This is a genomic window from Paenibacillus sp. p3-SID867, assembly GCF_025142895.1.
Taxonomy (GTDB): domain Bacteria; phylum Bacillota; class Bacilli; order Paenibacillales; family Paenibacillaceae; genus Paenibacillus_AQ.
Genome location: NZ_JAMBDM010000009.1, coordinates 20,166 through 44,100, shown reverse-complemented (window position 1 = coordinate 44,100; position 23,935 = coordinate 20,166). Strand labels below are relative to the sequence as shown.

General features: G+C 43.4%; 23 protein-coding genes and 2 pseudogenes. 12 read left to right on the top strand and 13 right to left on the bottom strand.

From position 1 onward, the window contains the following. Positions 1 to 100: 100 nt before the first annotated feature. Positions 101 to 1,525 (top strand): hypothetical protein, encoded by a 1,425-nt coding sequence (locus M4D81_RS19000; protein ID WP_260067657.1) that lies wholly within the window; start codon positions 101 to 103, stop codon positions 1,523 to 1,525. 98 nt (positions 1,526 to 1,623) lie between these two features. Then, on the top strand, positions 1,624 to 1,800 hold the full coding sequence (locus M4D81_RS18995) for a hypothetical protein (RefSeq protein WP_260067655.1): 177 nt from the start codon (positions 1,624 to 1,626) through the stop codon (positions 1,798 to 1,800). Between the two features lie 106 nt (positions 1,801 to 1,906). Here M4D81_RS18995 and M4D81_RS18990 read toward each other — a convergent pair whose 3' ends face one another. Together M4D81_RS18990 and M4D81_RS18985 are read right to left on the bottom strand one after the other, a co-directional pair. Further along, the gene (locus M4D81_RS18990; RefSeq protein ID WP_260067654.1) at positions 1,907 to 2,269 is read right to left on the bottom strand and encodes a winged helix-turn-helix transcriptional regulator; all 363 of its coding nucleotides are present in this window, start codon (positions 2,267 to 2,269) and stop codon (positions 1,907 to 1,909) included. A 238-nt stretch (positions 2,270 to 2,507) separates the two neighbouring features. Beyond that, the gene (locus tag M4D81_RS18985; protein ID WP_311200687.1) at positions 2,508 to 3,170 is read right to left on the bottom strand and encodes a TetR/AcrR family transcriptional regulator; all 663 of its coding nucleotides are present in this window, start codon (positions 3,168 to 3,170) and stop codon (positions 2,508 to 2,510) included. A 214-nt stretch (positions 3,171 to 3,384) separates the two neighbouring features. Here M4D81_RS18985 and M4D81_RS18980 point away from each other — a divergent pair, with 214 nt between their 5' ends. The 6 genes and pseudogenes from M4D81_RS18980 to M4D81_RS18955 all read left to right on the top strand — a co-directional run bounded on the left by M4D81_RS18980 (position 3,385) and on the right by M4D81_RS18955 (position 8,244). Beyond that, positions 3,385 to 4,086 (top strand): NAD(P)-dependent oxidoreductase, encoded by a 702-nt coding sequence (locus tag M4D81_RS18980; RefSeq protein ID WP_260067653.1) that lies wholly within the window; start codon positions 3,385 to 3,387, stop codon positions 4,084 to 4,086. A gap of 283 nt (positions 4,087 to 4,369) precedes the next feature. Continuing rightward, positions 4,370 to 5,467 carry an MBL fold metallo-hydrolase gene (locus tag M4D81_RS18975; RefSeq protein WP_260067652.1) on the top strand — a complete coding sequence of 366 codons (1,098 nt, stop codon included), beginning with the start codon at positions 4,370 to 4,372 and terminating at the stop codon, positions 5,465 to 5,467. Positions 5,468 to 5,690: 223 nt separating this feature from the next. Then, positions 5,691 to 6,266, top strand: a complete 576-nt coding sequence (locus tag M4D81_RS18970; RefSeq protein ID WP_260067651.1) for a dihydrofolate reductase family protein — start codon at positions 5,691 to 5,693, stop codon at positions 6,264 to 6,266. A 152-nt stretch (positions 6,267 to 6,418) separates the two neighbouring features. Next, positions 6,419 to 6,589 (top strand): annotated as a pseudogene (locus tag M4D81_RS18965) (GNAT family N-acetyltransferase); the annotation flags it as partial. Positions 6,590 to 6,818: 229 nt separating this feature from the next. Next, on the top strand, positions 6,819 to 7,349 hold the full coding sequence (locus M4D81_RS18960; protein ID WP_260067650.1) for a dihydrofolate reductase family protein: 531 nt from the start codon (positions 6,819 to 6,821) through the stop codon (positions 7,347 to 7,349). Between the two features lie 688 nt (positions 7,350 to 8,037). Further along, on the top strand, positions 8,038 to 8,244 hold the full coding sequence (locus M4D81_RS18955; RefSeq protein ID WP_260067649.1) for a hypothetical protein: 207 nt from the start codon (positions 8,038 to 8,040) through the stop codon (positions 8,242 to 8,244). Between the two features lie 512 nt (positions 8,245 to 8,756). Here M4D81_RS18955 and M4D81_RS18950 read toward each other — a convergent pair. Both M4D81_RS18950 and M4D81_RS34850 read right to left on the bottom strand, forming a co-directional pair. After that, positions 8,757 to 9,155 carry an aldo/keto reductase gene (locus M4D81_RS18950; protein ID WP_397376711.1) on the bottom strand — a complete coding sequence of 133 codons (399 nt, stop codon included), beginning with the start codon at positions 9,153 to 9,155 and terminating at the stop codon, positions 8,757 to 8,759. Then, positions 9,152 to 9,259 carry an aldo/keto reductase gene (locus M4D81_RS34850; RefSeq protein WP_397376710.1) on the bottom strand — a complete coding sequence of 36 codons (108 nt, stop codon included), beginning with the start codon at positions 9,257 to 9,259 and terminating at the stop codon, positions 9,152 to 9,154. Before M4D81_RS34850 ends, M4D81_RS18950 begins: the two co-directional genes overlap by 4 nt. A 54-nt stretch (positions 9,260 to 9,313) precedes the next feature. On the opposite strand from M4D81_RS34850, the gene M4D81_RS18945 reads away from it, so the two are divergent. Beyond that, positions 9,314 to 9,676 (top strand): hypothetical protein, encoded by a 363-nt coding sequence (locus M4D81_RS18945; protein WP_260067878.1) that lies wholly within the window; start codon positions 9,314 to 9,316, stop codon positions 9,674 to 9,676. A gap of 109 nt (positions 9,677 to 9,785) precedes the next feature. Further along, positions 9,786 to 10,304 (top strand): DinB family protein, encoded by a 519-nt coding sequence (locus M4D81_RS18940; protein WP_260067648.1) that lies wholly within the window; start codon positions 9,786 to 9,788, stop codon positions 10,302 to 10,304. Positions 10,305 to 10,680: 376 nt separating this feature from the next. Here the strand turns inward: M4D81_RS18940 and M4D81_RS18935 are convergent, their stop codons facing one another. Together M4D81_RS18935 and M4D81_RS18930 are read right to left on the bottom strand one after the other, a co-directional pair. Next, entirely contained in the window at positions 10,681 to 11,235 is a 555-nt protein-coding gene (locus tag M4D81_RS18935) for a chromate transporter (protein WP_260067647.1), read from the bottom strand. Further along, positions 11,235 to 11,801 (bottom strand): chromate transporter, encoded by a 567-nt coding sequence (locus M4D81_RS18930; protein WP_260067646.1) that lies wholly within the window; start codon positions 11,799 to 11,801, stop codon positions 11,235 to 11,237. The genes M4D81_RS18935 and M4D81_RS18930 overlap by 1 nt, the downstream gene beginning before the upstream one ends. 114 nt (positions 11,802 to 11,915) lie before the next feature. Between M4D81_RS18930 and M4D81_RS18925 the strand changes: the two genes are divergently transcribed. Continuing rightward, on the top strand, positions 11,916 to 12,803 hold the full coding sequence (locus M4D81_RS18925) for a LysR family transcriptional regulator (RefSeq protein WP_260067645.1): 888 nt from the start codon (positions 11,916 to 11,918) through the stop codon (positions 12,801 to 12,803). 534 nt (positions 12,804 to 13,337) lie between these two features. Here the strand turns inward: M4D81_RS18925 and M4D81_RS18920 are convergent. The 5 genes and pseudogenes from M4D81_RS18920 to M4D81_RS18900 form a co-directional block, all read right to left on the bottom strand. After that, positions 13,338 to 14,450 carry a Ger(x)C family spore germination protein gene (locus M4D81_RS18920; protein ID WP_260067644.1) on the bottom strand — a complete coding sequence of 371 codons (1,113 nt, stop codon included), beginning with the start codon at positions 14,448 to 14,450 and terminating at the stop codon, positions 13,338 to 13,340. Between the two features lie 3 nt (positions 14,451 to 14,453). Next, entirely contained in the window at positions 14,454 to 15,542 is a 1,089-nt protein-coding gene (locus M4D81_RS18915; RefSeq protein ID WP_260067643.1) for a spore germination protein, read from the bottom strand. Further along, a complete protein-coding gene (locus tag M4D81_RS18910) occupies positions 15,539 to 16,909 on the bottom strand; it encodes a spore germination protein (protein ID WP_260067642.1) in 1,371 nt (456 codons plus the stop codon). Before M4D81_RS18910 ends, M4D81_RS18915 begins: the two co-directional genes overlap by 4 nt. 583 nt (positions 16,910 to 17,492) lie before the next feature. Then, the gene (locus M4D81_RS18905) at positions 17,493 to 18,056 is read right to left on the bottom strand and encodes a beta-class carbonic anhydrase (protein ID WP_260067641.1); all 564 of its coding nucleotides are present in this window, start codon (positions 18,054 to 18,056) and stop codon (positions 17,493 to 17,495) included. A gap of 278 nt (positions 18,057 to 18,334) precedes the next feature. Further along, positions 18,335 to 18,433: pseudogene (locus tag M4D81_RS18900) on the bottom strand (cytochrome P450); the annotation flags it as partial. Between the two features lie 570 nt (positions 18,434 to 19,003). Between M4D81_RS18900 and M4D81_RS18895 the strand changes: the two are divergent. Then, positions 19,004 to 20,368: a TrkH family potassium uptake protein gene (locus M4D81_RS18895; protein ID WP_260067640.1), complete on the top strand. Its 1,365-nt coding sequence runs from the start codon at positions 19,004 to 19,006 to the stop codon at positions 20,366 to 20,368. A 173-nt stretch (positions 20,369 to 20,541) separates the two neighbouring features. Here M4D81_RS18895 and M4D81_RS18890 read toward each other — a convergent pair whose 3' ends face one another. Both M4D81_RS18890 and M4D81_RS18885 read right to left on the bottom strand, forming a co-directional pair. After that, positions 20,542 to 21,774 carry a cation:proton antiporter gene (locus M4D81_RS18890; protein WP_260067639.1) on the bottom strand — a complete coding sequence of 411 codons (1,233 nt, stop codon included), beginning with the start codon at positions 21,772 to 21,774 and terminating at the stop codon, positions 20,542 to 20,544. A gap of 539 nt (positions 21,775 to 22,313) precedes the next feature. Then, positions 22,314 to 23,927: an ABC transporter permease gene (locus M4D81_RS18885; protein WP_260067638.1), complete on the bottom strand. Its 1,614-nt coding sequence runs from the start codon at positions 23,925 to 23,927 to the stop codon at positions 22,314 to 22,316. Between the last annotated feature and the right edge of the window lie 8 nt (positions 23,928 to 23,935).

The following is a 23,935-nucleotide window of genomic DNA, read 5'->3' as shown; positions in this document are numbered from 1 at the left end:
CAAGCATAAAAGAACCTGATAACCTACATATAGAACGGTCATTCCATATTTCACTGAGCGGCACGATCGTTTAAAAAACTGTTAGGTGAGGTGCGAGAATATGCATAAGTATCAACTTGCTTTAAAGGATAAGCAAATCGTATGGGGGAAGGCAATCGATATTGAGCCTCTTATTGGCAAGTATCCGAACGACTCCATCAGATTGGGCACGAACGAGGCATTGGATTGGAATTTGCCTGCCGGTATATATCGGGCAAAGGATATCGTTATGGAGCTAGACAAAATGCTTGAAGCGATGCTGGTGCAGCTTGGGGAACCGGTAAACGGTGATCCGACAGTGCTGTTGAACAGCCTTCAGGCCAACTTGGCGATTTCCGGACGTTTGTCAGCCCTGCCGCTTGGCCCCCTGGCGCTAGAAGATAAAGCTGGCCTTGAGCTCACAGCTCAAGCGGTGCGCATAGGCGAACAATTGGTAAGCTGGGCGAGGGATATAAATTCAGAAAAGCGGGCGCTTGCACAGTATGGTTCAGAAGCTCTTGGCAAGCTGGAATTTCGGAGCCATTGTTATGGTCATCCCCTGATCCCAGAAGCTACCGCTCAAGTATGGGGACCACATGGCGGCCCGAGAATCATGCAAATTTATAATGAATACTTGCACCAATTCGTTTTGCTGCGGGATGCTTTGCTTCCGTTCTCAAACTGGGAAGAGGTTCCGTTTGAAGTCAAGGAATATACGGAGTTTAATGGGCTGCGTTTTCTGGAGCCGATCCGGGAGGTATTTATAACACAGTTACTCGGAAAAAAACTCACGCACAAATCGATTGTTCAGTATGCGCAAGGTGTGGTCAGCTCGGGTTTGAACGTAGCCGGTTACGGCTTCCAATACAGTCTGGGAACCGTCTTGCCGGCAGGCTTGGGTGAATCGGCCCGGACGGCGGCACTTTATCTGCTGAAGTGGCATCCGGTACAAACGATAGCTGCAGATGAAACACAAGATGTGATTGCGGTCTCCTTCGATTATGAATATGACGACTATTATGCTGCGCCGCGTGTCGAAGCAGGAAAAGGTACACCGTTAAATGAAGACACATTTTCGTTATCTGGGGAGAATTACGATAAACCTATCATTGCCTGGTTGCTGCCAAATTACGGTACCGATCGAACGACCCTGCGATTCAGCATAGAAGTGGATGAACACGAATTTTCGGTAGATCTCGGTCAGCTTTTTAGGGGGCAGCGCTTTATGTATCGGCCGCATAGAAGCGGCAATGCCGGCACTTCATTTCCGCAGAGGAATACCATCAGCTCGCACTTTGCAGCAGACATCCTCTCCCACCCTGGATTGGTGACGAATAAAGACGACATCCATTTCATTGCAACCGGCGGGAATGAACTGGTCTTATGGGCTTTGTTAGGCAAACTGTATCCCGAAAATGTGATTTTATTGGACAAAGGGGATCCGGAGGAGCTGGAAGCGGCTTATGTTTCAGGCAAAGGCTTCGGTACACAATTTTTATTGCTGTAAGTCGTAAGAAATGAGATTTACATTCTCCTCGTCAGTATCTCATTCATGGCTCTTGTTGTTTACCTTATGAACTCGACGATGCAGCTGAATTTCATTGATTGGGCGGATTTGTCACGACGAACATGGAGCTCATTGATATTTCTTGGGTAGGAGGGATTGTAGCCGTATTAGCTGCGGTGCTGGCTTTGATCAACTATGGACTGGAACGTGTGGCCCGCAGCAGCACGTCAAAAGAGGAGAATGGACAGCACGGCCAATACGAAGGAAGGTTGTGAATACGAAATACAAAGCTAAGAGGCACCCTTTTTGGGTACCTCTTAATGTTCTATTTATGGCGTGTAACGATTAAAGGACAGCGAGCTGCGTTCAGCTCATTATTTCTCATGCATGCTTTTGATTGGTGTGCGATACTTCATCGGGAAAGCTCTCAATATAAGTCGAACCAAAATCACATAACATCAGGAGCATGGGAGCCAACTGTTCGCCCAACTCGGTTAAATCGTATTCCACTTTTGGCGGTGAGACTGGATAAACTTTGCGACTAATGAGTCCGTCTTGTTCAAGCGTTCTTAGCTGCATTGTAAGCATTCGTTGTGTCGTGTCCGGAAGGAGCCGCTGCAGCTCATTAAATCGGATCGGACCTTTTGCCAACTGGTTTAGAATAGCTATTTTCCACTTGCCGCTAACTAAGCTGAGTACAATTTCGGAGGTGCAACGATATGTTTTGTCTCTAAACGTTATCATCTTTCAACACATCCCTATCCGTAATATAGGAGACCAGTTCGTCTCTAACTTATCAAGAATTATGGATCGATTATTCCATATATTAATTCTAAATTTGATCGTTTGTCAATAACTTATGGCTAACACTTCGGGAACTGGGTCAGTCACTTGAACCCATTTTGAGATCGCTTTGTGATTGGGGAGGGAATAACTCAGAGCAATCCTACACTCCGGGCGAGATTGAGATTCTGTATCTGGATTAAGTGTCTCGGACCGCGGATGAATGAGGCGCTCGTGTGCAGTCTGATTGTCGCCCAGTTTCATATATTACCGATGTTGTTTGGTGGAAGTCTCCTTCATGCAAGCGTAAATCAGCATCAAGATTCCGTTCAAGCAATGCCCCCACCCGCCATGCCATAAAGGAAGGAGAGAGAGGCCTTCCATTCTTGAACCACCATTCCACTACCCCTACGATAGCCGCTCCTAGAAACTGGATATCAACATTCACACCGTCCGCTAACCCTTGATTGCTCCCTTCGGACATATTGTTCTCTTTCTCTAACTCTTGGATAAAAAACGCAAGGAATCGATTGCGGAAAAAAAGGCTCCCCTTACTCGTTAGCAATGCGGAGAAGAATAAAGAATGGCTCTCGAAATATTCAAACCATAATAACCCCGCATCCCTATAGTCGGCGTCATCGTCTGTCGATTCGCAGATATTCCGCAGATCATCAATATGCTCCTCAATAAGCTTATCCAGAAGATCAAATTTGTCCATGTAGTGAAGATAGATCGTTCTTCGGCTAACATCTGCCCTGTCGGAAATATCTTGGATCGTAATCTGATCAAATTCTTTTTCGATCATCAGTTCAATTACAGCCATTTTTATGGCTTCTTGGGTTTTTCGTATTCTTCGATCCATCTTTAACAATGAGCATCACCAGCTTCTCTGAAAAATAAATACACAGTTCTAAAGGATTTGTGAACTAATGCACGGAACCTGCCTTTTTAATAATTGCAGACTTTCAACATCTGTTTACAATTATACATAGTTGTTTCTTAGTATACTATTGTGCAGTTTTGTGCGTTTATGAGGATGAAGTCAATCATGATCAACTGTCGAAGGAGACCATTTAATGAAAATTGCGATTATTGGAGCCACAGGGGGAACTGGAAGGAAAGTTATGGAGCGGGCGCTAGAATTGGGACATAAGGTTGTAGCCGTGGCTCGCCGGCCGGATGTCATTACCCCTGCAGAGCGTCTAATCATCCGGCAGGGGGATGTATTCGACGCGCCTGGGATGGCTAATGCCATTGCCGATACAGATGCGGTAATCAGCTGTATCGGTCCACCCAGTAACTTCTCGCCGGGTACCGCAAAGAAGGGACTCCTGAATATCATGGCAGCAAAGAGTGTCATGGCAGCAAACTTCTCACCGGGTACCGTCATGTCGGAGGGGATTCCGAATATCCTTGCGGCCTGTCAGCGGACTGGCATTAAGCGTCTAGTCATGCAGAGCGGCATTAATTTGAGCAATGGAAAAGAACTTTCTGTTGTAAATCGCTGGGCAGTAAGCATGATGCGCCGCATCTATTGGAAGGCGATCGAGGATAAGGCGATTGCTGAGCATGCGGTAAAACTGAGTGAACTGGATTGGGTCATTGTACGAGCGTCCGTGCTTAAATACGCAGATGGCACTCTAAAATATACAGCAGGCCCATCAGCTCGCATCGCCCCGCTCCGGCCGATACCCTTTATGGACTGTGCCGACTGCCTAGTGCGGGCGGCGACGAGTGAGCAAGCATGGGTCAGGAAGATCATCAATGTTGGACGATGACATGTTGATTGGATTGGCTGCATGATGAATGCGAATCTAGCACGAATAAGGAGGAATGATTATGGCAGATAGGAAATGGACCTATGATCATATCCCCAACCAGAGTGGTCGGGAACAAAGAAGCGGTGGGTTTTTTTGCCGAATATTAACGCCGTTAACTTCACAACCAGCATCGGAAGGCTGCCTCTCCATACTTCGTGCACTTATGTGCAGTTTTTGCCTACGGATTGATAGTTTGCAGTTCAGGTAATGCTTTTACACCTCAGGAAGGAATGAAAAAATCATGTTTTATTTGTTCCTCTTTTTCGTCGTAGTCTCTCTTATCGTTTTATTGTTTATAGGCATACACCCAACGTTTGGCGGCAACGCAATGAAAAAACAAAAAACGGCATATAGTAAGTTTAATAATTTTTCCAATGGGAAATTTGTCAATCAGGTTCCAACAAAGATGAGCACGAGTGCTATGGATCTCCTCTCCATGATGAAGGATTTTATTGCTGGAAGAAAAGATCGTAGTCCTAGCGGTCCTATTCAGGAATCAATCATAGATTGGAACAAAATAAACAGCGACAAAGATAGTTTAACGTGGTTCGGGCACTCTGCTTTCCTATTAAGTATTGATAATAAAAAGTTATTGGTAGATCCTATGTTAGGACCCGTTGCTTCACCGGTTTCCTTCGCGGGCAGCAAACGATACGGAAAAAATATGCTGCATATTATTGATGAAATGACATTTATAGACGCTGTTTTTATTACACATGACCATTATGACCATTTGGATTATCCTTCCATTCAAAGACTGAAGAGTAAGGTCGGTCATTTTTTTGTTCCTCATGGAGTAGGCGCCCACCTTAATCGATGGGGAGTTGCAAAGGAAAAAATTATAGAACTCAATTGGTGGGACGAGATTGCGTTTCAAGGTTTAACCGTTGCTTTAACTCCTTCGAAACATTTCTCCGGTAGAGGAATTTTCAATCGCGATACTACTTTATGGGGTGGATGGGTTATTCTTGGGAAGAACACACGGGTCTATACCAGCGGAGATGGAGGATACGATTCACATTTTAAGGAGATAGGCAAGAAATACGGACCATTTCATATGACCTTAATTGAAGGCGGTCAATATGACAAACGATGGGCTTGGGTACATATGACACCAGAAGAAGCTGTTCAGGCTCATTTAGACGTAAATGGGAAGAATATGATGTTAATTCATTGGGGGGCTTTCACCCTTGCTTATCATGCTTGGACTGAACCGGTGGAACGAGCATTACAAAAGGCAAACGAAGCAAATGTTAATTTAATTACTCCAAAAATTGGCGAAACTGTTTCATTAACTGGAGAGGTTACTGTTCCTTTTTCAGCTTGGTGGGGAAGTTAAGTTGAGGAGATTTTGCCGATCGGCGGATGCCGCGCTTACTTCTGTTACAGTCGGTTAAAAATGAAGTATGGGCGATCAATGTTACGTTGTCAGTGTGGAAAGTCGCACCTCCTCAAACGACAAAATGGCATAGTGATTAGCAATCCATAAGAAACAACTCATGCAGAAATGTCCTATAATGTAGTTAATGGAGAAATCCCTTATGCACAAAGGAGAACTGAAAATGAGAAAACTCGTATTATTTTTGCACGCATCGCTTGACGGTTTTGTAGAAGGGCCGAACGGTGAAATGGACATTGGCTGGGTTTCCTACGATGCTGATTTGGAGAAGCACGCGAAAGAAATTCTGAGTACTGCCGACACTGTCATTTGGGGCCGTGGGACTTATCAGATGATGCACAGTTACTGGCCATCTGTGCCTTCGAACCCATCAGCCTCGCAGCATGAACGGAATCATGCCGAGTGGATCGAAAAGACAGCCAAAATCGTTTTTTCCACGACGCTGGAGAAAGTCGAATGGAACAATTCCAGACTGGTGAAAGAAGATGTCGAGGAAGTGATCACAAACCTCAAACAGCAGCCAGGCAAGGATATGGTCATCCTCGGCAGTCCTAGGTTCGCACACTACCTTATGCAGCTTGATTTAATAGATGAGTATAAAATTACAGTTTCTCCCGTCCTGATCGGCAGCGGGTTGCCGTTATTCCAAGGTCTCAAGGAGAAGGTCAATCTTAAACTTATCGAAAACAAGACATTTGATTCTGGAGCCATAGGCCTCGTCTACCAGACGGTTAGATGACCTTGTCTCCAAAAGTAGATTCCGTTAATGGGACACGATATCTCAATGAAGATATTGAAGGCAGCCGGCCCCAAAGTCGGCTGCCTTTTTCGAGAACGTTATAGGAAATCAACGGAAGACATTAGAACATTTAAGTGATTGGAGTGATTTATGTGAATCCAATAATGTTGGATTTTCCACATCAATTTACAACAGATAGATTACTCATTAGAATGCCAATTCCTGGTGATGGCAAAGTCGTGTTTGAAAGCATCCAAGCATCAATAAATGAATTGAAACATTGGTTACCGTTTGCTCGATATGAACAATCTAAGTTTGAGATTGGATATTGGATTTAGCGCCTTTTTTATTTCACAACGAGTACGATTTGCAGGATTGCATTTCGGTGAAGAACTGGCTTAAATGTATTCTACAAGCCACCAATTACATTAGCAATCCATGAGAAACCGGGCATGCTGTTGGATGATAAAATGTAGACCTAGAGGAGGTGCAAATGGAACGTGTAATCCTGATGATGAGTGTGCTAGAAAAACCAGGGAGGTGAGTAGTTGCATGGCAAAAATTGTTTTTGCGTTAAACCAGTCTCTGGACGGGTTCGTCGACCATATGGAATTTCAGCCCGACCCGGTGCTATTCCGTCATTTCATCGAAGACGTGCGCGGTCTGACGGGTTGCCTGTACGGGCGCCGCATGTACGAGACCATGCGGTATTGGGACGGAGACCATTTTGAGTGGGATGCGCCTGAACGGGAATACGCAGCTGCGTGGCAAAGCAAACCCAAGTGGGTGGTGTCGAGGACGTTAAAGTCCGTCGGTCCCAACGCTTCTCTGATTGAGGGCGACCTCTCGGCGGCCATACGTGGGTTGAAGGCTCAGCATGAAGGGGAGATTGAAGTTGCCGGGCCAGAGTTGGCGCACAGTCTAACGGAGCTCGGTCTCGTTGATGAGTATCGACTCTATCTACATCCAGTCGTGCTGGGTGGCGGCAAGCCGTTATTCGTCGGTCCACGGCCGCCACTGCGACTCGTGGCAAGCGATCGAATTGGCGAGCAGGTGATCAGGTTGACCTACGTTCCAGCTTAGTTTTGCGATTGGCCCAGTGACCTAAAGGGGCGATAGTTCAATAAAACAGTGGCGATCAATGACTTTATTTTTCCATTCATTCCACTGTTTGGGGTACTATGTGTTAGTCTTCTAGAACTTATTTTTTAAATGCTGACGACTTTCCAACTCTATAACGGCTTCATATCAACAACCTCAGTCTCACACTTTATTTTCTTCGAACATAAAGATAGATTATACGTCCAGCATATACCTTCATCCCAAAACTAGGGGAGAATTTAATTTGTGTATTAAATTTGTTTGAAAGAGTATGGTATTGCTAATCACTTTACGATGAATTAAGCAGAATCGGGTATGTTGCTGTCGGGGGACAAGAACATAGTCCCATTGAGAGTCGCTATTTTAGCGGCTTTTTTGTTTTATCGGACCAAATTCTTGTCCTGAGTCAAGGGCAAGAACTTGGTCCGATAACCGATTATACAGAAATCTAATTAATATTCGTAAGCTTACTCTGGTTCCAACATTTACACACCTCGCATAAACAGAATGTATTCTGCTCATATTTCGTAGTGATGTCCGAAATCAGTAGCTACCGCTGTGGCAAGTTACCGGCTTTAAATATGTCCCGATACATAACTTCAAACTTTACTTGATACAATGTGTTTTACATATGTAGATACTTAAAAAAATCTTAGTAGGAGGAGAAGCAATGCAGGAGAAAATCAAAACAAATATTTTGATTGGAATCTTAATTTGTCTTATACTTATTGCTTTTAAGCCGTACCCCCAAAATAATGAACCTGATGTTCCATTTCCACCATCCGCTAGCGAGTCAGTTGTACAGCTAGCTGAGAACAGAATAGCCATAGTTGAAACAGAAACTAATTTTGGACTGAGTGGAGATATAATTGTTTAAGAGTTCAATGAGGATAGGAAGACCTTTGAACCTATTGGAAGATATAATTATCTTGATTTTTTTAGAAATCCTGAAAAATACAATTTCTAGATTAAGAAAATTAAATTTTTAAAAACTCATTGATGATTTAGATAGGGAAGTGTCGGAGGACAAGAACATGTTCCGATTTCCGTAAATTCTACAGTTATTCATTAAGCTAACGGGCAGGGGAGCGGGGATAAACATAATAAAGACATATGTAGGCAATTGTCTTTCTCAGCTATCGGGCGCTGGGCAGATGTATGTAAATTGTCAGTACTGAATTAGGTACGATGCATATATTAGAATAATGATTTGAATTGAGGAGGGGGTTATATGCAGCCTCAAATTCCTAAAGGCAACGGATTTAAAAATGATTGAACTAGGAGATGTTTTCTTAGGAGAAATAGAGTCCTTAGGTACCTCAGGTAGTAGAGTTTTTTATTTTTAATGGTGCATCATAACCATAACCGATCTCAGGTTTTTAACAGCCATCATGAACAACAGGATGGACAGTGGTCAATTTCTACTAAGTTCAGGAGAGTTGGATAAGTAAAACGGATCAAGTAGCTTTCGCCTGTATCGAGTGCGACTATTTTCTCCATTTCCTCCACTGTCAGTGTAAAATCAAATACATTAAAGTTTTCTTCCATTCTATTTTTATTGACCGTTTTGGGAATGACCACGACGTCTCTCTGAATCAAGAAGCGCAAAGCAACCTGGGCTGTAGATTTGTTATATTTATCGCCAATTTCTTGTAAGGTTGAGTTAGTGAATAAATGGTTCTTTCCTTCCGTAAAGGGACCCCAGGATTCAATCTGCGTATTGTACTTTTTCATAATTTCATGTGCTTTTGCCTGCTGGTTAAAGACATGGGTTTCTACCTGATTCACAGCCGGCACCACTTCGCTGAACTCCACCAGATCGACAATCTATCCGGATAGAAGTTGCTAAGCCCGATCGCCCTGATTTTACCCTCTTTATAGAGTTCCTCCATCGCACGGTACGTTCCATAGTAATCATTATCGTGCAAATTCTCGAAAAGGCGATTATGGATACCCTCAGTTTGCATATCAAGGTGCTGGTGCTTCATTTAGAAGACATGCAAAAAGTGATATACATGGTCCCAGAATCATGGATGAGTAATGATAAATTGAGATGCGACATCCTTTTTTTATGGGAAGCTATCAATGACGAATCCATTCTCGATAAGCTGATCTTCAAACCGGAGATCGAAACGGTGAAATATGCTCCAGGTGCGATTATATGGGCGATTGATAAAATAAACGTAAACAAAGGCAACATGACAAAGTTGATAGGCACGGAGTTGTATCGACAAATGACGATCAGGAATTTAAATACGACACGAAAAATAGTTCAGCTCATGCTTGCGGCAGACGAAGACGAAAGATGATTCCTCCTTAACTTCGCTGACAACCGTTGTCAGCGAAGCTGGTATACGATAGAGAAAGGCTGGCAGTGGCAGCCAAACGACGACGAATAAAGGAATAGGTGATTCATCCATGCTTCAACATCAGCATAAGTTGTACGATTATCATGTTTGGGCAAATGACCGATTGTTCGCCCATTTGGAGCTGCTCCCGAAGGAGGCGTTTCATGCAGAAGTGACGAGTGTATTCCCGTCCGTATCACAAACGTTTGCACATATGTACGTATCCGAAAGGCTCTATATGTCTGTGCTCGCGGAAGTACCTAACGAGGACATTTTTGAGAAATTCCCGAGCTGGAGGGAGGAGGTACGAGGCCAAACAGTTGATCAAATGCAGGGGCTGTTCGCCAGCGTTACTGAACAGTTTCGCGATTTGCTGAGGCGGATGCCCGACAGTGATAAGGCGATGACACTTGAGCATCCGAGCTACGGCCGATTTAATACGAACTTCTCCGACATTCTATGTCATGTAGTCAACCACGGGACGTATCACCGAGGCAATGTGACCGCGATGTTGAGGCAGCAGGGTTATGCCGGGGTCCCGACCGATCATATGTTTTATTTGATGGAACTACGGGGAGTTCTGCGGTAAACGGGTTGCAGCGAAGGATTCACCTGATAACATCTCATCGAAACGTCTTTGCGCAATAAAGGCTGTCGCTGATACCGTAACGTTGGCACGAAGTGATGTTTTTTATTTATTTTTGATCAGATGGATGCTTTGCGATGGATGGCTTAAACCCGAAGCAGAAGCGGCTTACCCATTCATAGACTTGTTAAGCTAAGCCATATCACAAGGGAGGGCAAGTTCCAGCGAAGAAAGACATAATCAGCGAAAACGACCCACATGCGAGAGGGCCCCACTGGTAGCCGAACTCATGCCGTGAAAAGACAAGCGCGTCGTGAGAAATGGCTACCTTGCTTTCTTGTTTCCTTACTATTTATTTAAATAATAAACAATACCATGTTTATTGAATAATGCCGCCCAATATCCCCGTCAAAACCATGAGAAAAATAGGGTTCATCTTCCATTTTCTCAAAACAAACAAAGAGCCTATAAAGACTGCTACGGCAATCCAATCCACATTGGTGGCCACGCTCATTGTCGAAGTTCCAGTAAACGTCAATAGCAATATTGTTGCGGCAGCGGAAATAATAAGTCCTAGTGAAGCAGACCTCAAGCCGTTCAAAGCTTCCAACACATAGACAGATTGATTGAATCTTTGAAAAAAACGGTAGAGCATAATAGAAATGCAGACACCTGAAATCACGCAACCGAAGGTTGAGATAATTGCGCCAGGTATCCCCGCAATTTGTAAGCCTACAAACGTGGAGGTGTTTACTGCTAACGGGCCTGGGGTCATTTGCGAAATGGTAATAATATCGGTAAAAACCCGTTGCGAAACCCAAGCGTATTTTTCAACTGCCAATTGCTGAATAAACGGAATGATTGCGTACCCTCCCCCGATACTGAACAAACCGATCTGAAAAAAGACCATTAGCAGTTTCAAAAGTTCCGCCATTATTTCTTCCGCCTTTCGTTCAACCATACTCGAGTAATGCATAAAATACAGCACACTGCGAGGATAATTGCCACATTGATTTCAAAGATAAAGTTTGCCAAAAATGCTGTTGGAATCATTAGAATAAGAGGTAACGAACGTTCCTTGATAACCATACAGCTCATGTCAACAACAAAATCAACGATAAGGGCTGCCACGCCTGCCTGCATTCCTTTCAATACCGCCGTGATCAAAGGGTTTGCCGCAAAAGCAATATAGAACATGGAGATGAAGATCAATATGACGAGCGATGGAATGACAGCAGCAAAGCAACTGATTACAGCCCCCGTCACCCCCGCTACCCGAAACCCTACCAGAGTTGACAAGTTAATTGCAATAGCTCCTGGTGATGACTGTGCAATAGCAGCCATATCGACGAGTTCATCTTCGCTGAATAGTTTTCTTCTGAATACAAAATACTTCCGAATCATTGGAACAACGACATATCCGCCGCCAAATGTAAATGCGCTAATAAACATATTTATACCCAGAAGCCAGATACATAGTTTGTTTCTTTGGCTGATCATCTGGTCACCTCCTTTTCACCTCTCCATTATAAAGATGGTAAATCAATTATTGAAATGATATGATTTTATAATAATGATTAGTTTTATTCATGATATAAGGAGGGGGGACCATCTATGATGACGCTTCGGCATCTTGAAATATTGAGGGCAGTTGCTGAAACGAGGAACTTTACAAGAGCTGCAGAAAGGCTGTATATTACGCAATCAGCAGTTTCTCATGCGATACGAGAATTGGAAGAAAAGGCAGGCACTGCGTTATTTGATCGATTGTCAAAAAGTGTTCAACTTACAAGAAGCGGCCAGCTTTTGCTGGAGGAAACTTTACCGATTTTATCTGCGTGCGAAACTTTGGAGGCACATATCAACTGTTTGGAACAACGTGCCCCTCTGCACATTGTTTCCAGTATTACAATAGCAGCGTTCTGGTTGCCGAAAATATTGAAAGCCTTTCATAAAGATTGGCCTGATATACAGATCAATGTCGATGTGGTCAGCGCAGCAAATGCCCTTGAAATATTGAGGAACGGCAAAGCCGACATCGCTTTGATTGAAGGGGCGGCTCCTCAAGGACCATTTATATGTACTCCTTTTGCTTCCTATCCGCTATATTTTGTTTGTGCTCCCGCCTACCGCATCACTCACAGGGAATTGACTCTACAAGAATTTTGCTCCGAAAAACTATTGCTTCGTGAAAAGGGCAGTGCGATCCGTGATACGTTAGACAGCGTTCTTTTTTTATCCGGATATACCGCACAACCTGCATGGACAAGCGTAAATTCCCAGGCACTGATTGAAGCTGCCAAGTCCGGATTCGGCATAACGATTCTGCCGGATGTTCTTGTAAGTGAGCCGCTATCGCAGGGGAAACTGATTTCGCTGTCTGTTCAAGACCTTTTGCTGAAAAACGAAATGATTGCCGTTCGCCATCGAGACAAACATCTGTCAGCTCCGTTGAAAACCCTACTTTTGCACATAGAATCTTTGATGTCTCAGAGATCTTAAAATATGCCCCCCTAGAATTTCATCGGATAAACCAGGGGTTTATTCCAATGTCCGTTCTAAGCGGTGCACTTCAAACCAAATTTGGTGCTTTTCATATTAGCGCTTAGAATATGAACTATACTAAAATCTGTCACAAGTTTTAAATTATGTTCTTTACGAAAGACAATAATTACTTCTTTTTGTTCTGGCACTTCATCATCACATCACACACATATTATTCAGCATGTAGGATGTTGTCCTTAGGGAGTGCCGACTGACGTAACAATAGCATTTTCGCGGAGTCTGCTTGTGTTCAATGAATAGGGTTTAGACAATACAATAAGCTGCCCCGTGGTGGAGTTGTGGCCCCCCGTTTTTAATTTCGCGGTATCATTGAGAGTTTTCGTTAGTAGCAATGAGAATATCTCATGAAAACTATTATTGAGTCCGCATTTTCTATTTTATATTGCAACCCTTGCTTCTCGGGCGGTCTCTCCGCACCCCGGCAATCCTCGAAGCCCAGTCATTGTGGATTATCCAGACATATTCGCCCGATTATTCCTGCACTTTCCCATAGTTTCTTATCTTCACGTTGCTTTTAACTGTTATTTCAGCAGATTCGAATATATCTCTCCAGTCGTTCGCTTTCCATTCGGGATAGGTGGTTTTTATGCGAACAAACTTTCCGAGTCCGATGGGATCAACTTTAAGCTCTTGGAACGAACGGATAACTTTTGCGACTTCCTGTTCCAGGTACTTGTTCATTAGTGATTCAAGTTTCACTTGATTTTGAGGATTATCCAGATCTAGTGAACCCGTATACTCGGTAAGGGCCCCTTTGATATTGAAATCGATCATGATTTTCACATCATGGCCCGTTTGAATCGGATGCTGAAGGGTAACATTTACTTTTCGCTTACCGTATATATGATTTAGACTAATCTGGATAGCTTTATCAGTTTCTTCGTTAACTCGCATTACGAGAGCGCCCCCGTTGAACGTTCCCTGAAGTAATGAGAATATTGGAAATTGCATAGGGTCGAGTTTATCGATATAACGAGCGTCATGAAACAAGCCGATTCCAGTAATTTGGATTTTTTCGGAGCTCGCTTTTAGAACAGGGATGACCGGGTCGATTCCATCATCATAGAGATCACGAGTGAAAGTATAGATGTCGGCCAAGGGAATAAGGTGAACTTTGTTCACAGTTTCAAGCATATTATTGAGAAACAGTCCAGTCTGATCGTACTGCGGTAAGTCCTTGCTAAGAAGATCACCGGCGTCGCCGTCGACTACAATTAGTTTGGCATTCCCCGCTATTTTCGGGTCTCTTTCAAAAGTATCCAACTGCTTGTCCAAGCCTGACTGGGCGTATTCCTTGCTAAAAAGAATCAATCGCAATTGACCGTTCACCAACTCATAGTTATTTTCTCGAGATAGATTCAAGATCGCATTCTTATAAGTTTGTGCGAGGGTCGATATGAAAATTTGTTTATCCTGTTGAGAGCGTGGAATGCTAAAGCCGATTTTTAAGGTATCTTCCTCTGATTTTGTTTTCTCCATATCAAAAGAAACTGCCAAAATAAAGCCTAACTTCTCAAGTATTCGTTGATCTTCACAACCTGACAATAAGAGCAAGGATAACAGTAATAGAGCTGCTCGGCGCATTTATCACGTTCTCCTTTCTTTGCGCGTTTGATGTATCATCAACAGAATTAAAAGAACAAACGGGCTTATCACAGCAAGGCTAATCTCGAAGTTGTTCAATATTCGAAAGAACCGTTCAGTGTGTCTGCTTATATCGAACCCGACTACCAAACCAAACAAAGCCAAGACGATCGCTAATGCCATCCATTTAACTTTTCCAGCAGGGAATAGCCGCTTCAATACCAGGAGAGCAGCAAAGCAATATATTGTCGTGACAGATATAATATTGAAGGTGTACAAGGTAAATGAAAGGATTTCTACACGGTTTAAGAATGGCAATTCAATATAAGACAGAAGAGTGATTACCGGATAGGTGATCTTCTGAAGCTGCTCAAAGCTAAAAAAACCGCTAATGATAATTGCCGTAAATAGGTACGTTGCGGATACAAGTGCTTGCCCCCAGTATAGTCCCTTGACCCACTTTCCTTTTTTGTCGAAATAGGGGATCAATATCAACGCCATCTCATAGCCAACAAACACCTGATAGACCTCAGCCCACGAGAAAACAGTGATTGGTTTCGTTGTCCCTTGAAATAGAAAAGGAGTTAACCGCAAAAAATCCCAGCTAGGAATACAATACAAGATTATAAGCGGTATCCAGACCACGATAAAAAAGAAGCACGTAATCGCTTTGCTCAGCCCGTAAATATTCTGTAGCAGTAAATAATAAACAAGTAAAATGCACATCAAATAAATGACGATTCCATCTCGAACCGGAAAAGCAATATATTGAGAAATCAGTCCGTAGTGTTTAAGAGAAACGCTGCTAAACGAGACCCAAAGCAGGACTAACCCGGCATAGATTGGGTACAACAGGGGTTTCGGAATCGAGGCCTCCATGATTTCAAACACGGATCTTCCTTTCGCTTTGCGGATGACAAGAGAAATGAAATATATGTTGATCATGGCTGCCAAGGATAAAATGAGCATGCCCAGCCAGTAGTTCGTTCCGATATTTTCGACACCGATGCGGGGATTGTGGAAGATGCTGACATTCACTTCTAGCATGTAGACAATAACAAAGGCATGGAAGCTGTTTAATGTCGGTTTCATTTATTCTCCTTAGGCTGCGTGGGTTCATTTTTCAAAGTTTGTATGGGACCACGAATAAACGTATCAAGCCATTCCCTAAATTTCATTGGTGCTACAGGATCTAAATAGGAAGTTCCCATATTTGAAATCGAAGCAAGATGAGCGATGATGAGTCCTATACCCATGACGATTCCATATATTCCTGTGAAACCTGCCAAGAATAGCAAGAGAAAGCGTAAGAAACGGACGGAATTACTCATGATGAAATTAGGAATCATAAAAGAAGCAATGGCGGATACCGCTACCGAGATAATCAAGATATTACTCGTGATACCGGCTTGCACAGCAGCTTGTCCGATGACAATACCGCCCACGATCCCGATGGTTTGTCCAATTTTTGCAGGCATTCTTCCACCGGCTTCCTTCAGCATTTCAATCGTCAGTTCCATGATCAATGCTTCAAGCAACGGAGGGAACGGAACCTTGCGTCTGGATTCGGTTAAATTCAGTAGCATATTGAATGGGATGATCTCATAGTGAAATGTGGTTACCGCAATATACAACGGAGTAAAAACCAGGCATATGAACAATCCAAGAAACCGAAACAGGCGTAGCGACGATCCAACCAGCCAACGCTGATAATAATCTTCTGGAGAAGAGAAAAATTCAAAAAAAGAAGTAGGTAGACTAAAAGCCGAAGGAGAGCCGTCGACCAGGCAAACGATTCGGCCTTGAACGATCTGAGAACATGAAGAATCTGGCCGTTCCGTCATGACAAATTGAGGAAAGATGGACCCTGGATTTTCCTCGATTAGCTGCGTAATCATCGGTGTCCCATAAATGGCTTTGATCCGAATTGCTTGAAGCTTCTTTTTAATATCCTCCAGCAGATTTTGGTTGACAATATCATCCAGATATACTAACACGACATCTGTTTTAGTTAATGATCCGACCGTAAGCTTGAACGTTTTAAGATGCTCGCTTTTGACACGATTGCGAATGAGGCTTATATTTTGCGTAATATTTTCGACAAAACCATCATGTGGACCTGAGATGACCCCCTCAATGGATGATTCTTGGATCGACCGGCCTTCCACGTGGTGGATATCAATAAGAAATCCTCGCTCCTTATAGCACAAAGCAGCTTTACCCTCCAACACACCCTTAATACATTCATCAAGTGAAACTGCCGATTGGAAAGGGGGGGTGGTTAATAGGTTTAGAATGTCCCTTTCTTCCAATTTTGACAAAGGATGAAGAAGTTCACGCACGAGTTCGTCATTGCCAATTAACGTGCTAAGATACGCGACTTGTAAATGATCTTCGCAAAATGAGCGTTTCTGAAAATCCATACAATCATTGAATACTTCCGATAACTTACTCATCATATAGAGATTTCTCCATTTTTATTTTTAGATTTTGTTAGTATAAGTAATCATCCATTTATTTATCCATTTCTTGTCCATTAAAAATGGTTTCACTAATGACGAAGGATAAGAACATAGTCCCAATAATACGAAAGACATATGATATCGAATTCAAGCGTAGTACCCACGATAGAATGGTTCGAAGAGGATGCTCATTATGACCGAGAAGGATTTTACGAGAGGTTAAAACTTAGAGGAAGAAGTCCAAAACCATATGGACCTTAAGGATTTTACTGAAAACTTTATTTCACTAACCGCTTTGTAGGCACTTAGCCGCTGAGCTTCATTAATCACATATGAAAGCGCATAAATCATTGCTAAGCAAGTCATTCACTGCGATGCTATCCCTGATGGCATCTTACAGGAATACTGCTAGCGAGGATCGTTTCCATCTTAGTTTCTACGGGGTAGATTACGATTTGTTGTTAACACTAAAAAAACACCTCCAAGGGTTACGCACTTACGCGCATTCTCTTGAAGGTGTTTAATTTGTACCATACTATAGGTCAGTCTCTACCTGTGTGGGGTTAAAGCCAAGCGTATTTTAATCTTCGTAACCGTTGATAACTAGCTCCAACTGGCCGGTTTTCGGGTCGATAACCATCCCGTGAACGTTGCAACCGGGCGGAAGAAGAGGGTGGTTCTTAATCAGGCCCACCGTTCCTTTAACGCCTTCTTGTACGTTATCGAATCCTCGCAGCCACTCGTTCAATTTTATGCCGGAGTTCTCCAGTGTCGACAGTACCTCATCAGATATGCCGCGCTCCTTCATATGCTGAATCATTTGATCCGCGTTGAGCGCTGCCATGCCACATTCGAGGTGCCCAACGACGATAACTTCGTCAGCTTTTAGCTCGTACAAAGCTACAAGGACGCTCCGCATGACACTTCCGAACGGATGCGAGATGATCGCTCCGGCGTTTTTGATGAGCTTCACGTCGCCGTTGCGGACGTTCAACGCCTTGGGCAGAAGCTCCACAAGGCGTGTATCCATGCAGGTTACGATGACGAGTTTTTTTTCGGGGAATTTGTCAGTGACGTATTTTTCATACTCTTTATTTTGTACAAACTGCTGGTTGAACTCCAAAATCTGCGAAACGGTTGTCATTCTAAACTGCTCCTTCCATTGTTGAATAGCTATGCAAAGATGGTTGGTGTCAACGCTTATCCATGAGCCCGATGATTCCGGTAACTTGGATATCCCGGTGAGTTTCTTTGTAACATCTAAAAAGGATAATAGCGTCTATTAAATATTGATTATACTTTCCATTTGAAATATCATCAATATCCATGAAAAAATCCCATGTCATTTTAACCTATGTACGATGGCTCCTGCTGACTTCTAACAGTAAGCATTACTCCGTCTTTCTAGATTTTTTTCCTGCTTCACGTCTGTTGCTTGCTGAGAAAGGGAGGACCGATGACTTTCATTTCTTGTGTGGCAAAGTTCCTTCCAATACACTTATGTTCTCCAGCACTAAAAGGTAGATCTCGAAAGCGGACCTCTTAATGAAGCTCCAGCGTCCCGGTTTAAAACGGTTGGGACCTTCATAAGCGGGGATTCGATCATTTGAACATTCGTATTCCGAGCAATCATGGATCCACCCAGTATGCAAGGAGCGGATGTAACTCGAATCCCAATCCCAGCAGGGGGTAACAGCGGCAATGGTTCGCCTTCAGATTCCTCTTTGCTGAGCAGGTAATGTTGGCCATTTTTCATTAGAGTGACTTGGATTCCTCGTTCATGAGTATCATTGATGTGGCCATCTTGTTTGTCCGGATTGACCGATAATCAATTGCGTTATTTGATAACTGTTGGCAGTCTCCGCGATAATTTCTGAGGTTTTACGATTTTTGTTTGGTTTGGCGATAAATGCTGCTCCATATTCAAAGAATCTGGTTTGCCATACCGTCAATGTAACCGAAATACAGTATAGCAGCTTTGTGAAAATTTGTTTTGCAGTAGCATCAATGCTTTGATATGGTTAATACTACGCAGAAGCAGCCCAGCACGGTTTCGTTTATTGAAAATTAGGACAAGAAGGAGGATATCTAATGTTTCGGAGCAAATCACAGCCCCAAATATCAATGAAGCAATTTCATTTAACATCTTCGCGTCTCATTCTGTTAGGCTTTGCTTTCCCGATTGTATTAGGGGCTATCTTGTTGGCACTACCCATATCATCATCAACAGGCACCGGTGTCGGTTGGTTAAACGCATTGTTCACTTCAACATCTGCAGTATGTGTTACAGGATTGGTTGTGCTGGATACCGGAACTGATTTCTCCCTTTTTGGTCAAATCGTCATTATGTGCTTGATTCAAGTTGGCGGCCTTGGATTCATGACATTTAGTGTGTTGATAGCCGTAGTCCTGGGTAAGAAAATCGGATTGAAAAACCGCCTTCTCATAAAAGAATCTACAAACTCTTTATCGACACAAGGTGTTGTGAAGTTGTCACTGGGTATTTTTCTTATAGCGTTCATAATTGAACTTATGGGAGCAGCCTTGTTAATCATTCGCTGGAATGAGGAGCTGGGTTTGGGCCAAGCCGTATATTACGGTGTGTTTCATTCCATTTCATCCTTTAATAACGCTGGATTTAGTCTTTGGTCCGATAGTTTGAGCCGATACGTCGGTGATCCATTAGTCAATATCGTCATCACTCTGCTTTTTATTATAGGCGGCCTCGGATTTACTGTAGTTTTAGATGTGTGGAAGCATAGGCGGTGGACAAAGCTATCCCTACATTCCAAGATTGTGTTATCAACTTCCGGCTTCCTTTGTTTCACGGGTTTTTTGGTTATATTCATCATCGAATTGTTCAACACCCATACGTTTGGCTCCTTAACGTGGGCAGAACGGATGTGGGCGGGCTATTTTCAAGGCGTAGTCACTCGTACCGCTGGGTTTAATACAATTAATATCGCTGAGATGATGACGGCTTCTCAGTTTTTTATGATTTTTTTAATGTTTATCGGCGCTTCCTCTGGTTCAACAGGAGGGGGGATAAAGACAAACACATTCGCAGTTCTTTTGTTCACTTTGATAAGTATTATAAGGGGCAAACAAGATGTTGAAATACTCAACAGGCGAATCCCTCAATCCATCATCCTTCGATCGCTAGCCGTCATGGTAATTTCAGTCGGGGTGGTTATTTTGGCTACTTTTGTCCTAACCATTAGTGAGCATAGTTTGCAGAAGGATTTTATGGAGGTTCTCTTTGAAGTGACTTCGGCTTTCGGAACAGTCGGTTTATCGATGGGATTAACACCAGAACTCTCACCCTTAGGAAAAGGGATCATTATTTTGACCATGTATATTGGCAGACTTGGACCCTTAACACTTGCATTCGCGTTGTCGCAGCGAATGTTCAAACAAAAATACCGTTTGCCCGAAGAGAAGGTGCTCATAGGATAAGGCTGCTGAAGCAGCGCTTAGAATTAAGTTTTACGTAGTAGCAATGTACATAGAGGTGTGACGGCGTAAAGAGTATGAGGAAGTTAAGCCGGGTCATCGGCAAATTCCCCATATCTTTACTCTGTTTTGGGTACTTAAAATATGACCGCGGCCTCATTCTACAGTTTCTATAGCTATTCACTTACCTTCATTGATTTGCCGAGCCCCAATTTCTTAACCAATGGTTTGATTGTGAGTCCTTGTACGAGCAAAGAGAAGAGGACGACACTGAAGGTTAGCACAAGAATATCGTCACGGCCTTCGAAGGTCGTGGGCAAGCTTAAGGCAAGCGCGATCGATAAACTACCCTTTAATCCTCCCCAATTCAAAATCACTTGCCAGGAAGCGGGGAAGGATTTCAGGAATTTCATGCTCGCATAAACGGCTAACGTTCTTCCGATCAGAACAATAAGAATCGAAGCACCAATAAGTGCCCATTTGTCCGTGAAGTCGATGTGCTTGATTTCAAGTCCGATCATTAAGAATATCAACGAGTTTGCTACAAGGGTGATGACGTCCCAGAACGAATTGATGTTCATCTTCCTGGTTTCCGACATACCGATACGAGCCCCGTAGCTGCCGAAGATCAAGCCACCTACGACTACGGCAATGACACCGGACACGTGAAAATGCTCGGCGATAAAATAACTTCCGAAAAACAGCAGCATTGAGAAGGCGATTTCGAGTGGATAGTCATCATAAAAGCGAATAAGCTGCGAAAAGAGGAATCCCAAAACAGCCCCAACTGCAATTCCCCCCAAACTAAACTTCAGGAAGAGCAATACACCACTGCCGATTCCTACCCACCCCATTTCCATATAGGTAAGTAAGTATATGGAAGAGATCTGAAACAAGACAACGGCAATGCCGTCATTAAAAAGAGATTCACCTTCAATAATGGTCACAATTTTCTTGGGAACGCCAAGGGACTTGAAGATGGATATAACACTGATCGGATCCGTGGCGCTCATAAGTGCAGCAAACGTGAAAGAGACAATCAACGGCAATCCCATCAATCCGTACATCGCCAAGGCGATGAGAAGGAAAGACAGCAACGTGCCCCCGAATGCCAAGGCAATCACTGGCTTGCTCTGCTCACGAAGATGCGAGAAAGGAAGCTTTAAAGTTGCGTCTCCTAGCAAGATAGGCAGAAACAACGAGATTATGATCGCCTGAAACACATTCGATTGCGTAATGAACGTTTCGGCTTCTTCCAACACAGGCACATGAATGAGTCCGAGCAGCAAACCAACCACAACGAGAGCAATCGAGTAAGGTTGATTTACTTTTTTGGCTATTGCGATAACCCCCATCGATATGGCGAGCAAGATCAGCACTTGAACGAAAACCTCATTAAAATGATGCATAAGGCACCCCTCATCAAAAGGATAAATTCTCCAACCATTGTACTCGAAAGCCCGTTTAACGCCAAATCGATTGACATTCGAGCATAGAGGGTGTGTTTTGTGAATATAAAATGATTTTATTCATACAATCATTATTAACCAGGAGATGGATTGCTATGCCCAAACAATTCCGATCAAGAACGGGATTAGATTCGCCAAAAACTTAGATTCATCCAGGAGTATCCTCCTGAAACCATTCATTCGCAGGAGGGAGGCGTCATTGGAACAAATATTCATCGAGGTAACAGGGAAGAAGCATTTATGAAAGGTTTAGTTCTATTTACCTTCGATCTGCGTTTCCAATGGCGGCACGGATTCTTCTTGGTTTACGCTTTGGTTTGCGCCGTCTATTGGATGCATAAGTTGGTTTTGATTAGACACCGAACCGGTATTGGCTATCTATAAAATGCAAAAAAACGGGCCGAAAATACACGTTTCAGCCCGTTTTTTGCTCAATTCTCATTTCAAAGTATAATGTAAATCACGAATTTATTTTCCTGCTAAGCTCCTTCAACCATATCCCGCTTGCGATATCCAATATAGCCCATAACCATCAAAACAATACTGATCACTGTGATCGTAATAAAGGTTGCTGCATCAAACGAATCTACCGGCATCCGCGGAATCCAACTTTGAACGGCTGTTTTCGAGAACCATTCCGGCAAATCCAGAATGCCGCCGAAATAGTTTAATGCAAAAGAATAGCCTAGATACGCGTATACGGCTTTGCCTAATCTTGGTGCCCAACCTAAAGCCAAAGCGGCAAGTGCGGTAAAGAACAACACGGAAGGCAGGAAGTTATAGCCAGCGGCGAGAAAATCCCTCATATTCATGGACGAGCCGTCACCCATGACAGAAATGGCCGTCCCGCCAAGTCCGCTTGAAGCGAGCAAAATGCCAACGATTCCAGCAACAATGGCCAATATGACACTCGTCCAATAGAGCTGAGCTCGCGTCACTTTTGTTGCATAAAGCTGGCTTAAATGCTGCCGCGCTTCTTCCGAGAAAAGTTTGTTCACGATCGCAATCGGCAAAATGGAAACCAATCCAATCATGACCATCATAATGGTCCCGGTGAAGGCTTCTTCGATGGAAACGCCGGATATCGTAAACATCTGACTCATGATTTCATTGCTTTCAAGGAACGTCTGCATATCTCCATAAATCGAACCATAGGCTGCTCCCATGATGATGAAAGCAATCAACCAACTGATCATTACGCCTTTGTTCAGCTTGGTAAACAGGCCGTGTACGGAAAGCAATGTTTTTTTTGCCGACTCCCGGCCTTCTCTTTCTGGTAAATAACCGGCACCCATATCTCGACCGCCTTCGAGGGCAAAAGCGATGATCACGACAATAACGCTGAAGACTATAGCCAAAATCAGGGGGACCCCATTGTTTTCTGTAAATGGATAAGTCAGATAAGTCCAACCCATCGGATTGATCATGGAAAAATCAACATTCGACACATCCGTTCCGGCGCGGATAATATAAAGCAAGCCTACAATTCCGAGCGATGAACCGGTTGCACCGGATGAAGTCGGCATAATTTGCGCCATAACTAAGGCAATTACGGCTCCCAAGATCCCGGCCATCCCTATGGATGCGCCAAACAAAAAGGATCCTTCGGCCGAAATCGTATCTATGCCAAAGCTAGTCATCATTCCGCCAATAACGAGCGCTAATAGAATATTGATCATGACGACTTCGGCAATCACCGCAAGCGAATTGGCTTGACGGCCTACTTGAAAGGAGCGTACGAGTTCAGTAAGCCCAAGATCTTCTTCTTTGCGAGTATGGCTTACCACATGCAAAGCAGCGATAATCATCGCAAACAAACCGCAGAATAACAACATTTCGTGCGCATACATTGCACCCAAAGTATAATCCGCTGCGGTCTCAATCGGTGTAGGACCAACCATGGAAATCATAGCAGGATTTTGCAAGGTTTCATACATTCCCTGCAAACCTTGCCCTTTGCCGATTTCTTCAAAAGCCGGAACAAATCCGGCTGAAAACAAGCCTAAACCTAAAACCCAGATGATGATTTTTTTCCAATCACGTTTCAGGTATTGGACGAATAGTACTCGCGAACGAGCAAATTTTTCTTGCATTATAATCT